This window comes from Nocardia cyriacigeorgica (assembly GCF_010868145.1).
Lineage (GTDB): Bacteria > Actinomycetota > Actinomycetes > Mycobacteriales > Mycobacteriaceae > Nocardia > Nocardia cyriacigeorgica_D.
Genome location: NZ_JAAGUY010000001.1, coordinates 93,855 through 110,520, shown reverse-complemented (window position 1 = coordinate 110,520; position 16,666 = coordinate 93,855). Strand labels below are relative to the sequence as shown.

The 16,666-nt window shown below is 66.2% G+C and carries 15 protein-coding genes; 12 read left to right on the top strand and 3 right to left on the bottom strand.

Translation table 11 applies throughout. The annotated features are described in order from the left end of the window. Nucleotides 1-10 precede the first annotated feature (10 nt). Together GV792_RS00520 and GV792_RS00515 are read right to left on the bottom strand one after the other, a co-directional pair. Nucleotides 11-787 (bottom strand): SDR family oxidoreductase, encoded by a 777-nt coding sequence (locus GV792_RS00520; protein ID WP_163821601.1) that lies wholly within the window; start codon nucleotides 785-787, stop codon nucleotides 11-13. Continuing rightward, nucleotides 787-1,950 (bottom strand): hypothetical protein, encoded by a 1,164-nt coding sequence (locus GV792_RS00515; RefSeq protein ID WP_163821600.1) that lies wholly within the window; start codon nucleotides 1,948-1,950, stop codon nucleotides 787-789. Before GV792_RS00515 ends, GV792_RS00520 begins: the two co-directional genes overlap by 1 nt. A gap of 81 nt (nucleotides 1,951-2,031) precedes the next feature. On the opposite strand from GV792_RS00515, the gene GV792_RS00510 reads away from it, so the two are divergent. The 12 genes from GV792_RS00510 (at nucleotide 2,032) to GV792_RS00455 (ending at nucleotide 15,921) form a co-directional block, all read left to right on the top strand. Then, nucleotides 2,032-2,931, top strand: coding sequence for a helix-turn-helix domain-containing protein (locus GV792_RS00510; protein WP_163821599.1), 900 nt, complete (start codon nucleotides 2,032-2,034; stop codon nucleotides 2,929-2,931). Nucleotides 2,932-2,940: 9 nt separating this feature from the next. Further along, nucleotides 2,941-3,873, top strand: a complete 933-nt coding sequence (gene cysD / locus GV792_RS00505) for a sulfate adenylyltransferase subunit CysD (RefSeq protein ID WP_163821598.1) — start codon at nucleotides 2,941-2,943, stop codon at nucleotides 3,871-3,873. Then, nucleotides 3,873-5,705, top strand: coding sequence for an adenylyl-sulfate kinase (cysC, locus tag GV792_RS00500; protein WP_163821597.1), 1,833 nt, complete (start codon nucleotides 3,873-3,875; stop codon nucleotides 5,703-5,705). Before cysD ends, cysC begins: the two co-directional genes overlap by 1 nt. Before the next feature lie 162 nt (nucleotides 5,706-5,867). Beyond that, nucleotides 5,868-6,413: a dihydrofolate reductase family protein gene (locus tag GV792_RS00495; RefSeq protein WP_163821596.1), complete on the top strand. Its 546-nt coding sequence runs from the start codon at nucleotides 5,868-5,870 to the stop codon at nucleotides 6,411-6,413. A 98-nt stretch (nucleotides 6,414-6,511) separates the two neighbouring features. Next, nucleotides 6,512-8,305, top strand: coding sequence for an acyl-CoA dehydrogenase (locus GV792_RS00490; RefSeq protein ID WP_163821595.1), 1,794 nt, complete (start codon nucleotides 6,512-6,514; stop codon nucleotides 8,303-8,305). Nucleotides 8,306-8,348: 43 nt separating this feature from the next. Continuing rightward, complete coding sequence (locus GV792_RS00485) at nucleotides 8,349-9,005, top strand: QsdR family transcriptional regulator (protein ID WP_309138631.1); 657 nt, start codon at nucleotides 8,349-8,351, stop codon at nucleotides 9,003-9,005. A gap of 161 nt (nucleotides 9,006-9,166) precedes the next feature. Beyond that, a complete protein-coding gene (locus GV792_RS00480; protein ID WP_163821594.1) occupies nucleotides 9,167-9,940 on the top strand; it encodes a GntR family transcriptional regulator in 774 nt (257 codons plus the stop codon). Next, complete coding sequence (locus tag GV792_RS00475) at nucleotides 9,941-10,168, top strand: 4Fe-4S dicluster domain-containing protein (RefSeq protein WP_163821593.1); 228 nt, start codon at nucleotides 9,941-9,943, stop codon at nucleotides 10,166-10,168. Nucleotides 10,169-10,176: 8 nt separating this feature from the next. Then, nucleotides 10,177-11,556: an ABC transporter substrate-binding protein gene (locus GV792_RS00470; protein WP_163822164.1), complete on the top strand. Its 1,380-nt coding sequence runs from the start codon at nucleotides 10,177-10,179 to the stop codon at nucleotides 11,554-11,556. Then, entirely contained in the window at nucleotides 11,553-12,494 is a 942-nt protein-coding gene (locus GV792_RS00465; RefSeq protein ID WP_163821592.1) for an ABC transporter permease, read from the top strand. Before GV792_RS00470 ends, GV792_RS00465 begins: the two co-directional genes overlap by 4 nt. Beyond that, nucleotides 12,491-13,228 carry an ABC transporter ATP-binding protein gene (locus GV792_RS00460; RefSeq protein ID WP_163821591.1) on the top strand — a complete coding sequence of 246 codons (738 nt, stop codon included), beginning with the start codon at nucleotides 12,491-12,493 and terminating at the stop codon, nucleotides 13,226-13,228. The genes GV792_RS00465 and GV792_RS00460 overlap by 4 nt, the downstream gene beginning before the upstream one ends. After that, on the top strand, nucleotides 13,225-15,921 hold the full coding sequence (locus GV792_RS00455; RefSeq protein WP_163821590.1) for a fumarate reductase/succinate dehydrogenase flavoprotein subunit: 2,697 nt from the start codon (nucleotides 13,225-13,227) through the stop codon (nucleotides 15,919-15,921). Before GV792_RS00460 ends, GV792_RS00455 begins: the two co-directional genes overlap by 4 nt. Before the next feature lie 13 nt (nucleotides 15,922-15,934). Here the strand turns inward: GV792_RS00455 and narI are convergent, their stop codons facing one another. Further along, nucleotides 15,935-16,666: a respiratory nitrate reductase subunit gamma gene (gene narI / locus GV792_RS00450; protein ID WP_163821589.1), complete on the bottom strand. Its 732-nt coding sequence runs from the start codon at nucleotides 16,664-16,666 to the stop codon at nucleotides 15,935-15,937.

Sequence of the window (16,666 nt, the reverse complement as noted above, 5' to 3'; positions counted from 1 at the left end):
GTTTCGCTCCTCAATTGTGGTACTCGCCGCAGTTGACATCCAGGCATGCGCCGGTGATCGCCCGCGCCAGCGGTGAGGCGAAGAAGACGACGGCATCGGCGATCTCGTCGGGCTCGGGAAGTTTGCGCAGGTCGATCGTCGCGGCGGTTTCCGCGTACACCTCGTCGCTGGTGATGCCGCGTTGCTGCGCGAGGTAGTTGAAGTACCACTTCAGATTGTCCGCCCAGATATAGCCGGGGGCAATGGAATTCACCCGGATACCACGCGGACCCAACTCGGTGGCCAGGCTCTGCGCCAGCGCGAGCAGGCTCGCCTTCGCCATCTTGTAGGGCCCGAAGGTCCGCCGGGAGTGGTGCAGTACCGCCGAGTTGATCATCACCACCGAGCCCTTTGATTCCTCGAGAGCCGGAACGAACAGCCGGGTCAACCGCAGTGCGGCGAGCACATTGGTCTCGAATCCCGCGCGTATGGCGTCCAGCTCGACGTCGGCGAGGTCCACGATCGGCGGAATGGCGAACGCGTTGTTCACCAGCGTGTCCACCCGGCCGAAGGCACTCTGGGCCGACTCCACCAGGTTCTGCGCCGCGGTTTCGTCATTGATATCGGTGGGCACCACGACCGCGCGCCTGCCGAGGTCGGTGATCTCCTTTGCTACCTCCGCCAGTCGCGATTCGGTGCGGGAAGCAAGCACGACATCGGCGCCGGCGACAGCCGCCTGCACCGCGATCGCGCGCCCGAGCCCGGGACCGACACCGGAGACCACAACCACCTTGTCCTGCAACAACATCAGCCGAGCATCCTTTCCGCCACTGCCGCCTGCCGGGCCGCGATCCGCTCCCGCCACTGCCGCGGGGTCACCTTCGCCTGGTCGTGATGCGGCAGCCGCGCCGCCAGCTCACCGAATTTCACCACGTCGACCGTCGGCCCGTCCTCGGGTTTCATATCCCGCGACAACCGCTGCCAGCGGAACTGGAGGTACCCGCGCGCGTGACCGGTGCATTCGATCCAGTTGGCCAGTCCGGGGTCGCGTTCGCTGACCACCAGCCGGATCATTCCGTCCGGATCGACGTGCGCCTGGTCGGCGGTGAGGCTGGTCTGGTGGTTGATGTAGTCCAGCGACAGGTACCACATGCTGCCGAGCTGGAAGCCCTGGTAGGGCGCGTCCGACTTGGGCACCGTGATGATCATGGCCTCGTCGTCGGCGAGTTCGTAGTGTCCGGCCGAGGAGAATTGTGTCGTCAGCCCGCCCGGAGTGCTGCGCGGCTCGGTCATCGTGTTGACCGGCAGATTCAGATAGAACCACTGCGGGAAGGCCAGGAAGGTCTGCAATCGCGATACCAGCATCTTGCCCGCGACGCCGTATCGCTTGGTCAGCAGATCCTTGGTCAGCGGAGGTGGCGCGTCACCGACCTTGTCGGCGCGATGGATGCGCAGGGTGCCCGGCTGCTCGCTGGACCAGTCGCTGAACACCTCGCGCACCACGAGCATGGCCGAATCCGGAGCAAGGGTGATGTAGTTGGGACCGGACTCGCCGGGACCGAATCGCACCTCGAAGGAACCGTCGTCGGCGATATCGATGGCGCGATCGTCGAATGCGGTCCGGCTATCGGGCACATCGACCGGCGAATAGTCACCATTCAGAACCTGAAAACTCAGATCGCGGGTGGTGCCACGGGTACCGGTGACCACGTATTCGGCGTCCGGGCGCAGATAGGAATGGAAGTAGAGCGTATCCGGATTGTCCAGACCCATTTTCGTGTACGGACCCGTCGATTGGACGAAGAACGGAAAATCGCGTTCATAGGCCCACGCCATCTGAATGGCGGCACGAATACTGCCCGCCAGATAGTCGTAGCCCTCGACGAGATCTTGCTCGGTCCGAATGTGTGGCGCCTCGGCGATGATCTTCTCGGCGGCGGCGATGGCGTCCGCGAACGGCTGCGTCAGCAATAGACTCTCCGTGTTCCATATATGTACCGCTCTGGTACATTCTGATACCAAAGACATTAGAACGCGTTCTAGGAGTGGTCAATGGTCGAACGACGATCCGCACCAACCCAGCGGGTGGTGCAGGTGCTCGACTTCATCGTCGAGCAGCAGGGCAAGCGGGTCGGGCTGTCGGAACTGGCCCGTACCCTCGACCTGGCCAAACCCACCGCGCTCGGCATCCTCACCGAGCTCACCGCAGGTGGCTACCTGATGCGCGATCCGCGCACCCGGACCTACGGCCCCGGGCCCGCCCTCATCGCGGCGGGCCGGGTGGCCAAGGACAGTTTCGCCGTCGCCGGCGCCGCTCACTCCGAACTGGCACGACTCAGCGAGACCTACCGCACCACCTGCACCGCATCGGCACTGGTCGGCGAACAGATCATGGTGCTGGAGAGCACTGGCCCCGGCGCGGTCAAGGTGGGCGCCACCTACCATTTCGCGCCGCCGGTCGGCCTGATGTACGTGCTGTGGGATACCGACGCGGCCTTCGACGCCTGGCTCGCCATGCCACCGACGGTGCCATTGCGTCAGGACGAGGCCCGGTTGCGGCGCATCGTCGCCGAATGCCGAGAACGCGGCTACCTGGTGGAGAGCATGACCGCGGCGGGCCGTCGGCTGTATTCGCTGCTGGCCGGGTTCGCCGCCCGCGAACTCCCCGAGGAGCTGCGCGAGGTCGTCGCTGAACTGGTCACGAGCCTGGGCGAGCGCGTCTATCTCGGCACCGACCTGCGTCCACGGAAAGAACATCCGGTGAGCCTGCTCGCCGCACCGACCTACGATGCCGACGGCAGGCAGAACATGGTGCTGACGATGTACGTCGGTGCCTCCATCACCGGGGCCGAGATCACCCGGCGTGGCGACGTACTGATTGCCGCGGCCGATGCGGTCACCGAAAAGTCCGGTGGACGCACACCGTTGACCAATTCGCGAAACGTGTTCTAGTTTTGCATCGTGAGCCAGTACGCAAAGTCGGCGGCAAACACCTACGAGCTTCCGCATCTGGACGCGCTCGAGGCCGAGTCGGCACATATATTCCGCGAAGTCGCAGCGACTTTCGAACGTCCGGTGCTGTTGTTCTCCGGCGGCAAGGACTCCGTGGTGATGCTGCACCTCGCGGCCAAATCCTTTTGGCCCGCTCCGCTGCCGTTTCCGGTTCTACATATCGACACCGGGCACAATTTCGACGAGGTGATCGAGTTCCGTGATCGCACCGTGGAGCGGCTCGGGCTACGGCTGATCGTCGGACACGTGCAGGACGACATCGATGCCGGCCGGGTCACCGAGGACACCGGTCCTCGCGCCACCCGCAATCGGCTGCAGACCACCACCTTGCTGCGGACCGTGCGCGAGGGACGCTTCGACGCCGTCTTCGGCGGCGCTCGTCGTGATGAAGAGAAGGCGCGTGCCAAGGAGCGGGTGTTCAGCTTCCGCGACGAATACGGTCAGTGGGATCCGCGCAGGCAGCGCCCGGAGCTGTGGAATCTCTACAACGGCAGCCACCGGCCCGGCGAGCACATCCGGGTGTTCCCGCTGTCGAACTGGACCGAGCTCGATATCTGGAGCTACATCGCCGCCGAGGGCATCGAACTGCCACCGCTCTACTACGCACACCGCAGGCCCGTGGTTCAGCGCGATGGAATGTTGCTGGCGCACACACGCTTTCTGCACCTATCGGATGGCGAGACACCTTTCGAGTCGACCGTGCGGTTCCGCACGGTCGGCGATGCCACCTGCACCGGCTGTGTCGAATCCAGCGCCGCCTCCCCTGCCGAAGTGGTCGCCGAGGTCGCTGCGGCCCGGGTCACCGAACGTGGCGCCACGCGCGCCGACGACCGCATATCCGAGGCCGGGATGGAAGACCGCAAACGAGAAGGCTACTTCTGATGACCACTTTGCTGCGCCTCGCGACCGCGGGCAGCGTCGACGACGGTAAATCGACATTGATCGGGCGTCTGCTGTTCGACTCCAAGACCTTGTTCACCGATCAGCTCGACGCGGTGGAACGCACGAGCCGCGATCGCGGCGAGGACTATCCGAACCTCGCACTGCTCACCGACGGCCTGCGCGCCGAACGGGAGCAGGGCATCACCATCGACGTGGCGCACCGATATTTCGCCACCCCGCGCCGCAAGTTCATCATCGCCGATACACCCGGCCACATCCAGTACACCCGCAACATGGTCACCGGAGCCTCGACCGCTGATCTGGCACTGGTGCTGGTCGACGCGCGCAAGGGTGTGGTCGAGCAGACCCGGCGGCACGCCTTCCTCGCCGGCCTGCTCGGCATTCCGCACCTCGTGCTGTGTGTGAACAAGATGGATCTGGTCGACTGGTCGCAAGATCGATTCACTGAGATCCGCGAGGAATTCTCCGGTTTCGCCTCCAAGCTCGACGTCTCGGATCTGACATTCGTGCCGATGTCGGCGCTGCACGGCGACAACATCGTGCACCGCGGCACCTCCATGCCCTGGTACGAGGGCACACCGCTGCTGCATCATCTGGAAGAGGTGCATATCGCCTCCGACCGCAACCTGATCGATGCGCGGCTACCGGTGCAGTATGTGATCCGCAGCCACACACCGGATTTTCGCGGCTACGCCGGAACCATCGCGGGCGGTGTCTTCAAACCCGGCGATGAGGTGACCGTCCAGCCGTCGGGTCTGACCACCACGGTCCGATCGATCTACGGCCCGGGCGGTGCGCCCATCGACGAAGCGTTCCCACCGCAGGCGGTGACGGTACAGCTGGCCGATGAACTCGATGTGTCGCGCGGTGACCTCATCTGCCGACCCGCGAACCGTCCGCACACCGGCCGCGATCTCGATGCCATGGTGTGCTGGTTCGCCGACGACGCCACCCTCACACCGGGCGCGACGTACACGATCAGGCACACCACGCGCTCGGCTCCGGTTGAAGTGCGGTCACTGGACTACCGCCTCGATGTGAACACCCTGCACCGCGACGAGCACGCGGCGGCGTTGTCGCTCAACGAGATCGGCCGTGTCCAGCTGCGCACCCGGCAACCGCTGCTGTTCGACCCCTACCGCCGCAACCGCTCGACGGGCAGTTTCATCCTGGTCGATGACACCACCGGCAACACGGTCGGCGCGGGCATGATCACCGGTCCGAGCCTTCCGTCTTCGCGAGTGGTGTGGCATTCCACCGCGGTCGAACGTGACGAGCGTGCGACGCGCGGAATGACGGTCTGGCTGACGGGTCTGTCCGGATCGGGCAAGTCGACGGTCGCGGTGGAGTTGGAGCGACGCCTGGTCGCGTCCGGGCGTCCGGCGTTCCTGCTCGACGGCGACAATCTGCGCCACGGTCTCAATGCCGATCTCGGTTTCTCCGCCGAGGACCGGGTGGAGAATGTGCGCCGGGTCGGCGAGGTCGCGCGGCTGTTCGCCGAGGCGGGCGTGGTGGCGATCGTGTCGTTGATCAGTCCCTATCGGGCCGATCGGGACCGGGTGCGGGCCGTGCACGACGCGGCGGGTGTCCCCTTCCTCGAGGTATTCGTCGACACTCCGCTCGAGATCTGCGAATCTCGCGACCCCAAGGGCATGTACGCCAAGGCACGCGCCGGTGAGATCCGAGATTTCACCGGTGTCGACGCACCATACGAGCATCCGCTCACCCCGGGATTGGTGCTGCGGCCAACCGACGGCGACCCGGCCGCCATGGCGTCGACCGTGCTCGCGTTGCTGTCGAGCATGGACTGATCGACAATCGCCCTTGTGCCGGGGAACCCTGCCCGGCACAAGGGCGAACACGCCGATGCCACCGACCGTAAACAAACCGTAAGGCGGTCCGGGCAGAGTCGATCTCGACACCGCGCCGGCACCGCATCCGGCGGCTGCGGGCCGCACCGAAAGGACCATTCCATGGGCACCATCGCAGTACACGAGTTCATCTCCCTCGACGGCATGTACGACGACCCGAGCTTCACCTTCGCCTACGGATTCGATTCGAAGATGGGCGAGACGCTGGGCGAGATCACCGGGGCAGCCACCGCAATCCTGCTCGGACGCAACACCTTCGAGATGTTCGCTCCGGCCTGGTCCACCCGCACGGTGGACGACGACCCGGGTGCACCGTTCTTCAACGACACCATGAAGTACGTCGTCGGCGCGCAGGAGCCCGCTGTCGAATGGGCCAACAGCACCCGCATCGGCGCCTACGACCCGGAGGCCATCCGCAAGCTCAAGGCCGACACCGACGGCACCATCTACATCAGCGGCAGCGGTCAACTCGTCCGCGCCCTGCTGCGTGACGGCTTGGTCGACAACCTCCATCTGTTCGTCTACCCGGTCGCGCTCGGTAAGGGCGAACGGTTCTGGAACGACGACACCACCAAGCTGGCCCTCGTATCGTCCGATGTCTACGACAATGGCGTCGTGCACCTGAACTACGGGCCTGTCGCGGCCTGACCCGTGCCGCGGGCGGTCATCGTGCACCACGGCGACCGCCCGGTGCCATCGAGCAAAATATGGTACACAGGAGTCAACTTGTACCGAAGGGATGCTTGATGCGGTCTACTCTCCTGTCTCGGCGTGATCTCGACTTCCTGCTGTACGAATGGCTCGACGTCGAGCGGCTCACCGAGCGGAAGCGGTTCGCCGAGCATTCCCGGGAGACCTTCGATGCCGTACTCGAGCTGAGCGAGCAGCTCGCGACCAGGTATTTCGCCTCGCACAACAAGCGCGGCGACGCCAACGAACCGACCTTCGACGGTGAGCGCGTCACCCTCATTCCCGAGATCGCTGCCGCGTTGCGCGCCTTCACCGAAGCCGGGCTGCCCGGCGCGGCGATGGACTACGAGCTCGGCGGATCGCAGCTGCCCGCCACAGTCGCCCAAGCGAGTTTCGCGTGGTTCCAGGCGGCCAATCCCGGCACGTCCGGCTATCCGTTCCTGACCATGGCGAATGCCAATCTGCTACTCACCCACGGTCGTGAGCACATCGACCGGTTCGTGCGGCCGATGATCGAGGGTCGGTTCTTCGGCACGATGTGCCTGTCGGAGCCGCAGGCCGGTTCCTCGCTGGCCGATATCGTCACCCGCGCCGAACCACAACCGGATGGCACCTATCGGATCTTCGGCACGAAGATGTGGATCTCGGGTGGCGATCACGAGCTCGGCGAGAACATCGTCCATCTGGTGCTGGCGAAGATTCCGGGCGGACCCGCGGGCACCAAGGGGATCTCGCTGTTCGTGGTGCCGCGGTTCCTCGTCGCCGACGACGGTTCGCTCGGCGAGCGCAATGACGTGGCGCTGGCCGGCCTCAACCACAAGATGGGCTACCGCGGCACCGTCAATACGGTGCTGAATTTCGGCGAGGGCAAGTGGACGCCCGCCGGCGAGCGGGGCGCGGTCGGCTACCTCGTCGGTGAAGCGCACCGCGGGCTGACATACATGTTCACGATGATGAACGAGGCGCGCATCGGCGTCGGGCTCGTCGCCACCGCACTCGGCTACACCGGCTATCTGGAGTCGCTGGAATACGCACGCACCCGCGCGCAGGGCCGCACCAAGGGGGCCGGTGATCCCACGTCTCCGCAGCGACCCATTGTCGAGCATGCCGACGTCAAACGAATGTTGTTGGCGCAGAAGGCCTATACCGAAGGCGCGCTTGCTCTTGTGCTGTACTGCGCACGCCTGGTCGACGAGCACCGCACGGCGACGTCCGAGGACGACCGCCGCGCGGTGACGCTGCTGCTCGACATCCTCACCCCGATCGCCAAGAGCTGGCCCGCCCAATGGTGTCTGGAGGCCAACAGTCTCGCCATCCAGGTGCTCGGCGGGTATGGCTACACCCGCGAATACAACGTCGAACAGCATTACCGAGACAACCGGCTCAATCCGATTCACGAGGGTACGCACGGCATTCAGGGCCTGGACCTGCTCGGCCGCAAGGTCACCCAGCAGGGTGGGGCGAGCCTGCGCGCACTCGACGAACGGATTCGGGCCACCATCGCCGACGCCCGCGCGGCGGACGGCGAACCTGCCGAGCTGGCGGCGCAGCTCGAATCATCCTGGCAGCGCCTGGTCGAGGTGACCGCCGGGCTGTTCGCCGACGGCGACATCGAGACCGCGCTCGCCAACAGTTCGGTCTATCTGGAAGCGTTCGGGCACATCACCCTGGCCTGGATATGGCTGCAGCAGGTACTGGCCACCGCTGGCCACGAGGGCGACTTCTACGACGGCAAACGGCATGCGGCCCGCTACTTCTTCCGCTTCGAACTCCCCCGCACCGCACCCCAACTCGACCTGCTGGCCGCCCGCGACACCACCACAGTGCTGATGCGCGACGCCTGGTTCTGACACTCGCATTAGATACACACCCCGCTGGATGTATCATTCATGGGTGACCAGCGATGAGCCTACCGCACCCCGCCCACCAGGGCGTCCGGCCTCCGCGACCCGGGAAGAGGTCGTCGAATTGGCACGGGTGGCATTCCTCGCCGGTGAGCGAGTGGATGTGCAGGCCATCGCGGCCAAGCTGCGGCTCAGCCGCGCCTCGGTCTACCGCTGGTTCGGCTCACGCGACGGCGTGCTCGGCGCGGTGCTCGCCGGTGAATTCGAGGGCCTGATCGATCGCGCGGATGCCCGGCGGCGCGCCACGGGCGCCCAGCGGATTCTCGACGTGCTGTATCGGGTGAACCGCTGGATGGCGGGCAACGAGCCGTTCCGGCGGTACTTCGAGAACGAACCCATCAACGGTCTGCGCATACTCACCACCGGCGACGGACCAGTGCAACCGCGGGTGGTGGCCGCCGTCGACGCGCTCATCGCACGCACCGAGGAACAGGACCACTACCGTCCGCCGCTGGAACGCTCGCTGCTGGCCTACACCATGGTCCGGCTGGGCGAGGCCTTCCTCTACAGCGACAACGTCACCGGCTTGCACGGCGACGTCGACCGGCTACGTCAGGTGCAGGCCGCCCTGCTCGGCCTGGATCCCGGCGGAACCGATCCCGCCGCGGGCCGTTCAGCCGCGGGCCGTTCATTGGAATCGGCGTGATCAGAACCCACCGCCGCACACCGCAGGTGGCGCAATGGGCCGCAAAGCCATCATTTGCCCAGGTCGCGTGCAGGGCCCGCCCGGCGCAATAGCCGGAGCCTTCCCGCGCCCGTTCCACAGCCGGAATCGAGCGGCTGAAATCGCCGCTATCGTCGCTGTCCATGCAGGTCAGCGATACAAACACGGAGGCACCCACCCCGGTGCGACGGCTGCGTGCCGACCATGCGCGCCGGGTCGCCGACATCCTGCGACAGCAGATCCACACCGGCGCGTTCGCCGATACGCTGCCCGGTGAACAAAACCTCGCCGCCGAGCATCAGGCCTCCCGCAATACCGTGCGCGAGGCCCTGGCTCTGCTCCGCGACGAAGGGCTCATCGCCCGTGTGCCGAAGGTCGGCACCAAGGTGGCGTCCCGGAAGTTCGACCACGGTCTTGACACTCTGCTCGGGTTGCAGGAGACGCTGAAGGGTCACGGCGTCGTCCGCAATGAGGTCCGCGCCGCTACTCTCCTCAGCGCACCGCCTGCGGTGGCACGCAGGCTGGCGCTGGCTCCGGGCGCGCAGGCCGTCTACATCGAACGTCTGCGCTATCTCGCGGATCTGCCGCTGAGCCTCGATCTCACCTACCTCGCGCCCGAGGTCGGCGCCGAGGTCCTCACCCACGATCTGGAACGCACCGATATCTTCGTCCTGCTCGAAGAGATCACCGGACAATCGCTCGGCTCGGCCGATCTCGCGGTCGAAGCCGTGTCCGCCGATCCGCACACTGCCTCCACCCTCGACACTCCCGCCGGCGCCGCGCTGCTGATGCTCGAACGCCTCACCCGCCTCGACGACGGCACTCCGGTCGATCTCGAGTACATCCGCATGCGCGGCGATCGAATCACCATGCGCGGCAGCCTGTCGCGCAGCATCCCCGAATGGAAGGTCCTGTAGATGGCTCTGACGAACCAGCGCACCGACATCCCCGTGACCATAGACGAATCGCTGTGCGTCCAGGGCTGCACGCTGTGCGTCGAGATCTGTCCGCTCGACTCCCTCGCCATCAATCCCGACAACGGCAAAGCCTTCATGCATGTCGATGAGTGCTGGTATTGCGGTCCCTGCGCCGCGCGCTGCCCCACCGGCGCCGTCACCGTCAACATGCCATATCTCCTGAGGTAGTTCACATGATGAAACGTTGGAAACGCCTGGCCGCTGTCGCCGCCGCAACGCTGGCCCTCACCGGATGCTCACTGGAAGAGGCCGTCTCCGGCGACGCCGTCAAGGTCGTCGTCGGCTATCAGTCCAAGACCATCAATACCGTCACCGCAGGCACCTTGCTGCGGGCCAAGGGATATCTCGAACAGCGCTTGCAGCAGATCACCGATGGCGGTGGCGCGACATACGAGGTCGAATGGCAGGACTACGACACCGGCGCACCGATCACCGCGCAGATGGTGGCGGAGAAGATCGATATCGGGTCGATGGGCGATTACCCGTTGCTGATCAACGGATCTCGCACTCAGGCCAATGAACGTTCACGCACCCAGTTCATCTCCGTCACCGGGTACAACCCGAAGGGCGCGCTGAACATGGTCGTCGTGGCACCGGATTCGCCGGTCGACGAGCTGAGCGATCTGGCAGGGCAGAAGGTGTCGGCCAGTGTGGGTTCGGCGGGGCACGGCACGCTGGTGCAGGCGCTGACCCGGGCCGGGATCGATCCGGTCGGTGGTGTGAAAGTACTCAATCAGCAGCCGCAGGTGGGTGCGTCAGCGCTGGAATCCGGGCAGGTGGGCGCGCTGTCGCAGTTCGTCGCGTGGCCAGGGCTGCTGGTCTTCCAGGACAAGGCGAAGCTGCTCTACGACGGCGCCGAACTGAACGTGCCGACCTTCCACGGAGTGGTCGCACGTAAGGATTACACCGCCGCGCATCCGGAGGTGGTCGACGCCTTCCTCCAAGCCCAACTCGACGCCACCGAATTCCTCTGGCGGGAGCCACTCGAAGCGGCACGTCTGGTCGCAGACGGTTCTGGCCTGCCGCAGGAGGTCGTCTATCTGTACAACGGCCCCGGCGGAACCTCGTTCGACACCACGCTGAAGCCGAGTCTGATCGCGGCATTCAAAGACGATGTGCGGTATCTGAAGTCGATCGGTGACTTCGCCGACCTCGATATCGACACCTTCGTCGACGACACGCTGATTCGATCCGCCTTCGCCGCTCGCGGCGGCCGCGACTACGACGGCGCCCTCGCCGACACCACCAACCAGACCGCCGGTTCGGGCACCGAGCTCTGGCTCGACGGCCGGGACACGACTCACCCCGCCGCGGACGCCACCGAATTGTTGCGCGCGGTCAAAACCGCACGGGCGCAGGGGGCGACAATCCGTTCGGCCTACATCGTCGACACCGAACTCGGCACCCGCTGGTTCGCCGACAAGGCGGCCTGGTTGCGCGACGGGGACACCTTCCTGCCGTTCACCACGCAGGCGGCGGCGCGGCGCCATCAGCAAACCCATCCGACCGCGCAGCCGGTGAGCTATGACCAGGCCGTGAACGAGGTGCGGTCATGACCGCATCGCACACCCAATCCCTGCCGAGTGGAAGCCTTGCGCACGACGGGGCCGATCTGCCGACTCGGCACGACGGCACCACCGCCACACCGACTCCGGGCAGCGGTAGCATCGCCGTATCCTCCGAGACCACGGCCGCACGTCGCGTCGGCGCCCGCTCGGTCTGGTCCTCGCGAGCGCTGAAGCTCGGTTCCGTACTCGCCGCGGTTCTGTTGTGGCAGGTGCTCACCACCAACGATGTGCGCCTGTGGCTGCGTTTCGACACGCTGCCGACGGTCACCGAGATCGTTGCCGCCTTCGGACGTCAGCTCGGCACCGATGTCTACTATCTCGATCTCGGCCAGTCGCTGATCCGCATTCTCACCGGTTTCGCCATCGCCACCGCGCTCGGGGTGGCCAGCGGAATCGCGCTCGGCCGGTCGCAGCTGTTCGCCGATATCCTCGGTCCACTCACCGAGCTCGCGCGACCGGTTCCCGCCATCGCGGTGGTGCCGATCGCGATCCTGCTGTTCCCCGATGACGAGGCGGGCATCGTCTTCATCACTTCACTGGCCGCCTACTTCCCGATCATGGTCAGCACCCGCCACGCGGTGCGTGCGCTGCCGACCCTGTGGGAGGACTCGGTGCGCACACTCGGCGGCAGCCGATGGGATGTGCTGGTGCGGGTCGTCTTTCCCGGCGCGCTGCCCGGCATCTTCGGCGGGCTGTCGGTGGGTATCGGGGTCGCGTGGATCTGCCTCATCTCCGCGGAGATGATCTCCGGCCGACTCGGCGTCGGATACCGGACCTGGCAGGCGTACACCATCGTCGACTACCCCGGCGTCTTCGTCGGGATCATCACCATCGGCGTCCTGGGATTCGCGACGTCCGCGGCGATCGAACTGCTCGGCCGCCGCGTCACCCGCTGGCTGCCGCGTGGAGAGGAGAACTCACGATGACCACGGCGGTATTCGCGGGCATGAGCCTGCGCCTGGACGGCGTCTCGCTGTCCTACACCGGTGCACCGGTGATCAGCGGCCTCACCCTGGATGTGCGTCCCGGCGAGATCCTGGTACTCACCGGTCCATCCGGCTGCGGGAAATCCACTGTCCTGCGTGCCATCGCCGGCCTGCTGGCACCCGAGGCCGGCCGCGTGCTGGCCGACGGCGAACCGGTGACCACGACCTCTCGCGACCGCGCGGTCGTCTTCCAGGACAACGCGCTGCTGCCGTGGCGCACTGTGCGCTCCAATATCGAACTCGCGCTGAAACTGCGCGGTGAACCGAAGGACGGTCGCCGGGCCGCGGCGGACCGCTGGATCGAGGAGGTGGGGTTGGCCGGGTTCGCCGGCTTCCTGCCCAAGAGCCTGTCCGGCGGCATGCGCCAGCGTGTCCAACTGGCTCGCGGGCTCGCGGGTGCACCGCGCGCGGTCATGATGGACGAACCGTTCGGCGCACTGGACACCCAGACGCGAACGACCATGCAGCGCTTGCTGATCGATACCTGGCGCACCCATCCCACCACCGTCGTCTTCGTCACCCATGATGTGGACGAGGCGCTCCTGATCGGTGATCGTGTAGCCGTTCTGGGGCGAGCAGGCCGACCCCTGCGCGCAATCATCGATGTTCCCACCCCGCGCACGGCCGTCGACCGGCCGGCCGAACGCGCCCAGATCGTGGAGGCTCTGTCGTGACCGCACCGACCTTGTTCGCAGCACCGGATCTCGCCGACGCCGTCCGCTTGGACTGCGATGTGCTCGTCATCGGCGGCGGAACGGCCGGCACGATGGCCGCCCTCACCGCCGCCGAACAGGGCGCGAATGTGCTGCTGCTGGAGAAGGCGCATGTGCGTCATTCCGGTGCGCTGGCCATGGGGATGGACGGCGTGAACAACGCTGTCATCCCCGGCAAGGCCGAGCCGGAGGACTACGTCGCCGAGATCACCCGCGCCAACGACGGCATCGTCGACCAGCGCACGGTCTATCAGACCGCGACCCGCGGCTTCGCCATGGTGCAGCGACTGGAGACCTACGGGGTGAAGTTCGAGAAGGACGAATACGGCGAGTACGCGGTGCGGCGGGTGCATCGTTCCGGGTCGTATGTGCTGCCCATGCCCGAGGGAAAGGACGTCAAGAAGGCGCTGTATCGCGTACTGCGCCAACGCAAGATGCGGGAGCGGATCCGGATCGAGAACCGGTTGATGCCGGTTCGGGTGCTCACCGAGAACTGCCGGGCGGTCGGTGCGGCGGCGCTGAACACCCGGACCGGCGAATTCGTCGCCGTCGGCGCCAAGGCGGTCATCCTCGCGACCGGTCCGTGTGGGCGGCTCGGGCTGCCCGCCTCCGGCTACCTCTACGGCACCTACGAGAACCCGACCAATGCCGGGGACGGCTATTCGATGGCATATCACGCGGGCGCCGAGCTCAGCGGTATCGAATGCTTCCAGATCAATCCGCTGATCAAGGATTACAACGGGCCTGCGTGCGCGTATGTCGCCAATCCGTTCGGCGGCTATCAGGTCAACGCCGAGGGCGAACGGTTCGTGGACTCCGACTACTGGTCGGGCCAGATGATGTCGGAGGTCAAGCGTGAAATCGAATCGGCGCGCGGCCCCATCTATCTGAAGGTGTCGCATCTGCCGGACGAGACTTTGTCGACGCTCGAGGGGATCCTGCACACCACCGAGCGCCCGACCCGCGGCATCTTCCACGCCAACCGCGGCCACGACTACCGCACCCACGATATCGAGATGCATATTTCCGAAATCGGCTTGTGCAGCGGACATTCGGCCTCCGGGGTGTGGGTGGACGAGAACGCGCGGACCTCGGTGCCCGGTTTGTACGCGGCCGGTGATCTGGCGTGCGTGCCACACAACTACATGATCGGTGCCTTCGTCTTCGGCGATCTGGCCGGCGCGCATGCCGCATCGACGCTGGCCGACATCGCCGCGCCCGAGGAACTTCCGCGGGATCAGCTCGCCGACGCCCACGAGTTGATCTACCGTCCGCTGCGTCAGCCGGACGGGCCGCCGCAGCCGCAGGTCGAATACAAGCTGCGCCGGTTCGTCAACGACTATGTGGCCCCGCCCAAGACTGCCGCCAAGCTGTCGATCGCGGTGGAGACCTTCGAGCGGATGCGCGGTGAGATCGCGGAGATGGGGGCACGGACCCCGCATGAGCTCATGCGTTCGGTGGAGGTGTCGTTCATCCGCGATTGCGCGGAGATGGCGGCACGCAGTTCGCTGACCCGCACCGAATCGCGGTGGGGGCTCTATCACGAACGCGCGGACCTACCCGAACGCGACGATGTGGGCTGGCGATACCACCTGAATCTGCGCAAGAACGCCGACGGCGACATGGAATTCCTGAAGCGTCCGGTGGCGCCGTATCTGGTGCAGGTCCCCGGGTTGGACGATCTGCCCTCGGCCGACGCCGAGATCGAGTTCGTGGAGCAGCCCGAACTGATCGCCCAGCGCGCACCGGCCGCGGACACGGTCTCGACTGTCGTCCGGGAGCCGGCCGCGCCGCCTTCTCCCCGTCTCGTCACACTGCTCGGATTGGATGCGCCGACCGTGCCCGAGCTGGCCGAGTACCTCTCCGACTCCGACCCGATGGTACGGGTGGCCGCGCTGTCGGTGCTCACCGAGCACACCCCCGAGGGATTCACCCCCGCACTGATCGCCGCGCTCGACGACGGGTCCGCCTCCGTGCGCACTGCGGCCACGGCGGGCCTGCGCGAACTGGTCGAGGTCCTGCCCTCTGCCGACGGGCTCGCGCAGCGGCTGCACTCCCCCGACCCCGTTGTCCGGTCGACCGTGGTGGATCTGCTGCGTGCCCTGCGCGCCGGGACCGCCGCACAATTCACTGCCGCGCTCACCGACACCGATCACCGGGTGCGAATCGAGGCCGTGCGCGCGCTGGTTTCCCTCGACGACGGTGACAGTGTGGCCGCCTTGGCAGCCGACGCGAGCCGGGAGGTACGCATCGCCGTCGCCCAGGGCTTGGCGACGATCGGTGCCGGTGGTGTCGACGTGGTGCGCACGCTCACGGCCGACCGCGATCCACTGGTGCGTGCCGCGGCATTGGGCGCGTTCGCCGCGCTCGGTACCGACGCCGACACGACCGCCGAACTCATCACCGCACTACGGCATTCGGCCTGGCAGGTGCGTGTCGGTGCGGCGCGCGGTCTGGTCGGTGCGGATCCAGAGTTCGCACTACCGCCGTTGACGGAGGCGCTGTCGGATCCGCATCTCGATGTCCGCAAGGCCGCCGTGTTGGCGCTGTCGAACTGGACTGGCCTCGATTCGGCCCGGATCGCGCTGAAGCAGGCGGTCGACGATCCCGACGCCGACGTCCGTGCCTATGCCCGCCGCGCGCTCACCGGGTGACCCACGGCCGGGGTCACCAGCCGCGCCGTTGTGGCCGCGAACCCACCAGCTCGCCCTGGCGGGCATGTCCGCGACTGCGGTACACGATGTAGGGCCGGAACAGGTAGGCAACGGGAGCGCTGAACGCGTGCACGAGCCGGGTGAACGGCCACAGTGCGAACAACGTCAAAGCGATGACGACGTGGATGTGGAACGACAGCGGTGCCTGCGCCATCAAGTCGCCACGCGGCTGCAAGATCCAGATCGACCGGAACCACGGTGAGACGGTTTCGCGGTAATTGTGTTCCTCGCCGACCACCCCCGCCCCCATCAACGTTGTCGCGAGACCGGCCACGATCGCCGCGATCAGCACGGCGTACATCAGTTTGTCGTTCCCTGTGGTTGCGGTGAATACCGGCCCGGTGGACCGGCGCCGGTACACCAGTAGCGCCGCGCCTGTCAGCGTCGCGATTCCGGCAATGGTGCCCAATGCCAGCGCCTGGACATGGTAGGCGTGTTCGCTCATGCCGATCGCATCCGTCCACGATTCCGGGATCACCAAACCGATGATGTGGCCGACGATGACGACGAGGATGCCGAAATGGAACAGCGGGCTGCCCACCCGCAGCAGCTTGCTCTCGTACAGCTGTGAGGAGCGGGTGGTCCAGCCGAATTTGTCGTAGCGGTAGCGCCACCAGGTCCCCACGGCCAGGACCGCCAGCGTCACATAGGGGATGACATCCCAGAAGATCTCTCCGGCCGACAT

Excerpts from the sequence above, each read along its gene's own strand:
- cysC (WP_163821597.1), top strand. The coding sequence starts at position 3,873 with ATGACCACTTTGCTGCGCCTCGCGACCGCGGGCAGCGTCGACGACGGT.
- narI (WP_163821589.1), bottom strand. The coding sequence starts at position 16,666 with ATGTCGGCCGGAGAGATCTTCTGGGATGTCATCCCCTATGTGACGCTG.
- GV792_RS00460 (WP_163821591.1), top strand. The coding sequence starts at position 12,491 with ATGACCACGGCGGTATTCGCGGGCATGAGCCTGCGCCTGGACGGCGTC.
- GV792_RS00480 (WP_163821594.1), top strand. The coding sequence starts at position 9,167 with ATGCAGGTCAGCGATACAAACACGGAGGCACCCACCCCGGTGCGACGG.
- GV792_RS00475 (WP_163821593.1), top strand. The coding sequence starts at position 9,941 with ATGGCTCTGACGAACCAGCGCACCGACATCCCCGTGACCATAGACGAA.
- GV792_RS00470 (WP_163822164.1), top strand. The coding sequence starts at position 10,177 with ATGAAACGTTGGAAACGCCTGGCCGCTGTCGCCGCCGCAACGCTGGCC.
- GV792_RS00510 (WP_163821599.1), top strand. The coding sequence starts at position 2,032 with ATGGTCGAACGACGATCCGCACCAACCCAGCGGGTGGTGCAGGTGCTC.
- GV792_RS00490 (WP_163821595.1), top strand. The coding sequence starts at position 6,512 with ATGCGGTCTACTCTCCTGTCTCGGCGTGATCTCGACTTCCTGCTGTAC.
- GV792_RS00520 (WP_163821601.1), bottom strand. The coding sequence starts at position 787 with ATGTTGTTGCAGGACAAGGTGGTTGTGGTCTCCGGTGTCGGTCCCGGG.
- GV792_RS00495 (WP_163821596.1), top strand. The coding sequence starts at position 5,868 with ATGGGCACCATCGCAGTACACGAGTTCATCTCCCTCGACGGCATGTAC.
- GV792_RS00465 (WP_163821592.1), top strand. The coding sequence starts at position 11,553 with ATGACCGCATCGCACACCCAATCCCTGCCGAGTGGAAGCCTTGCGCAC.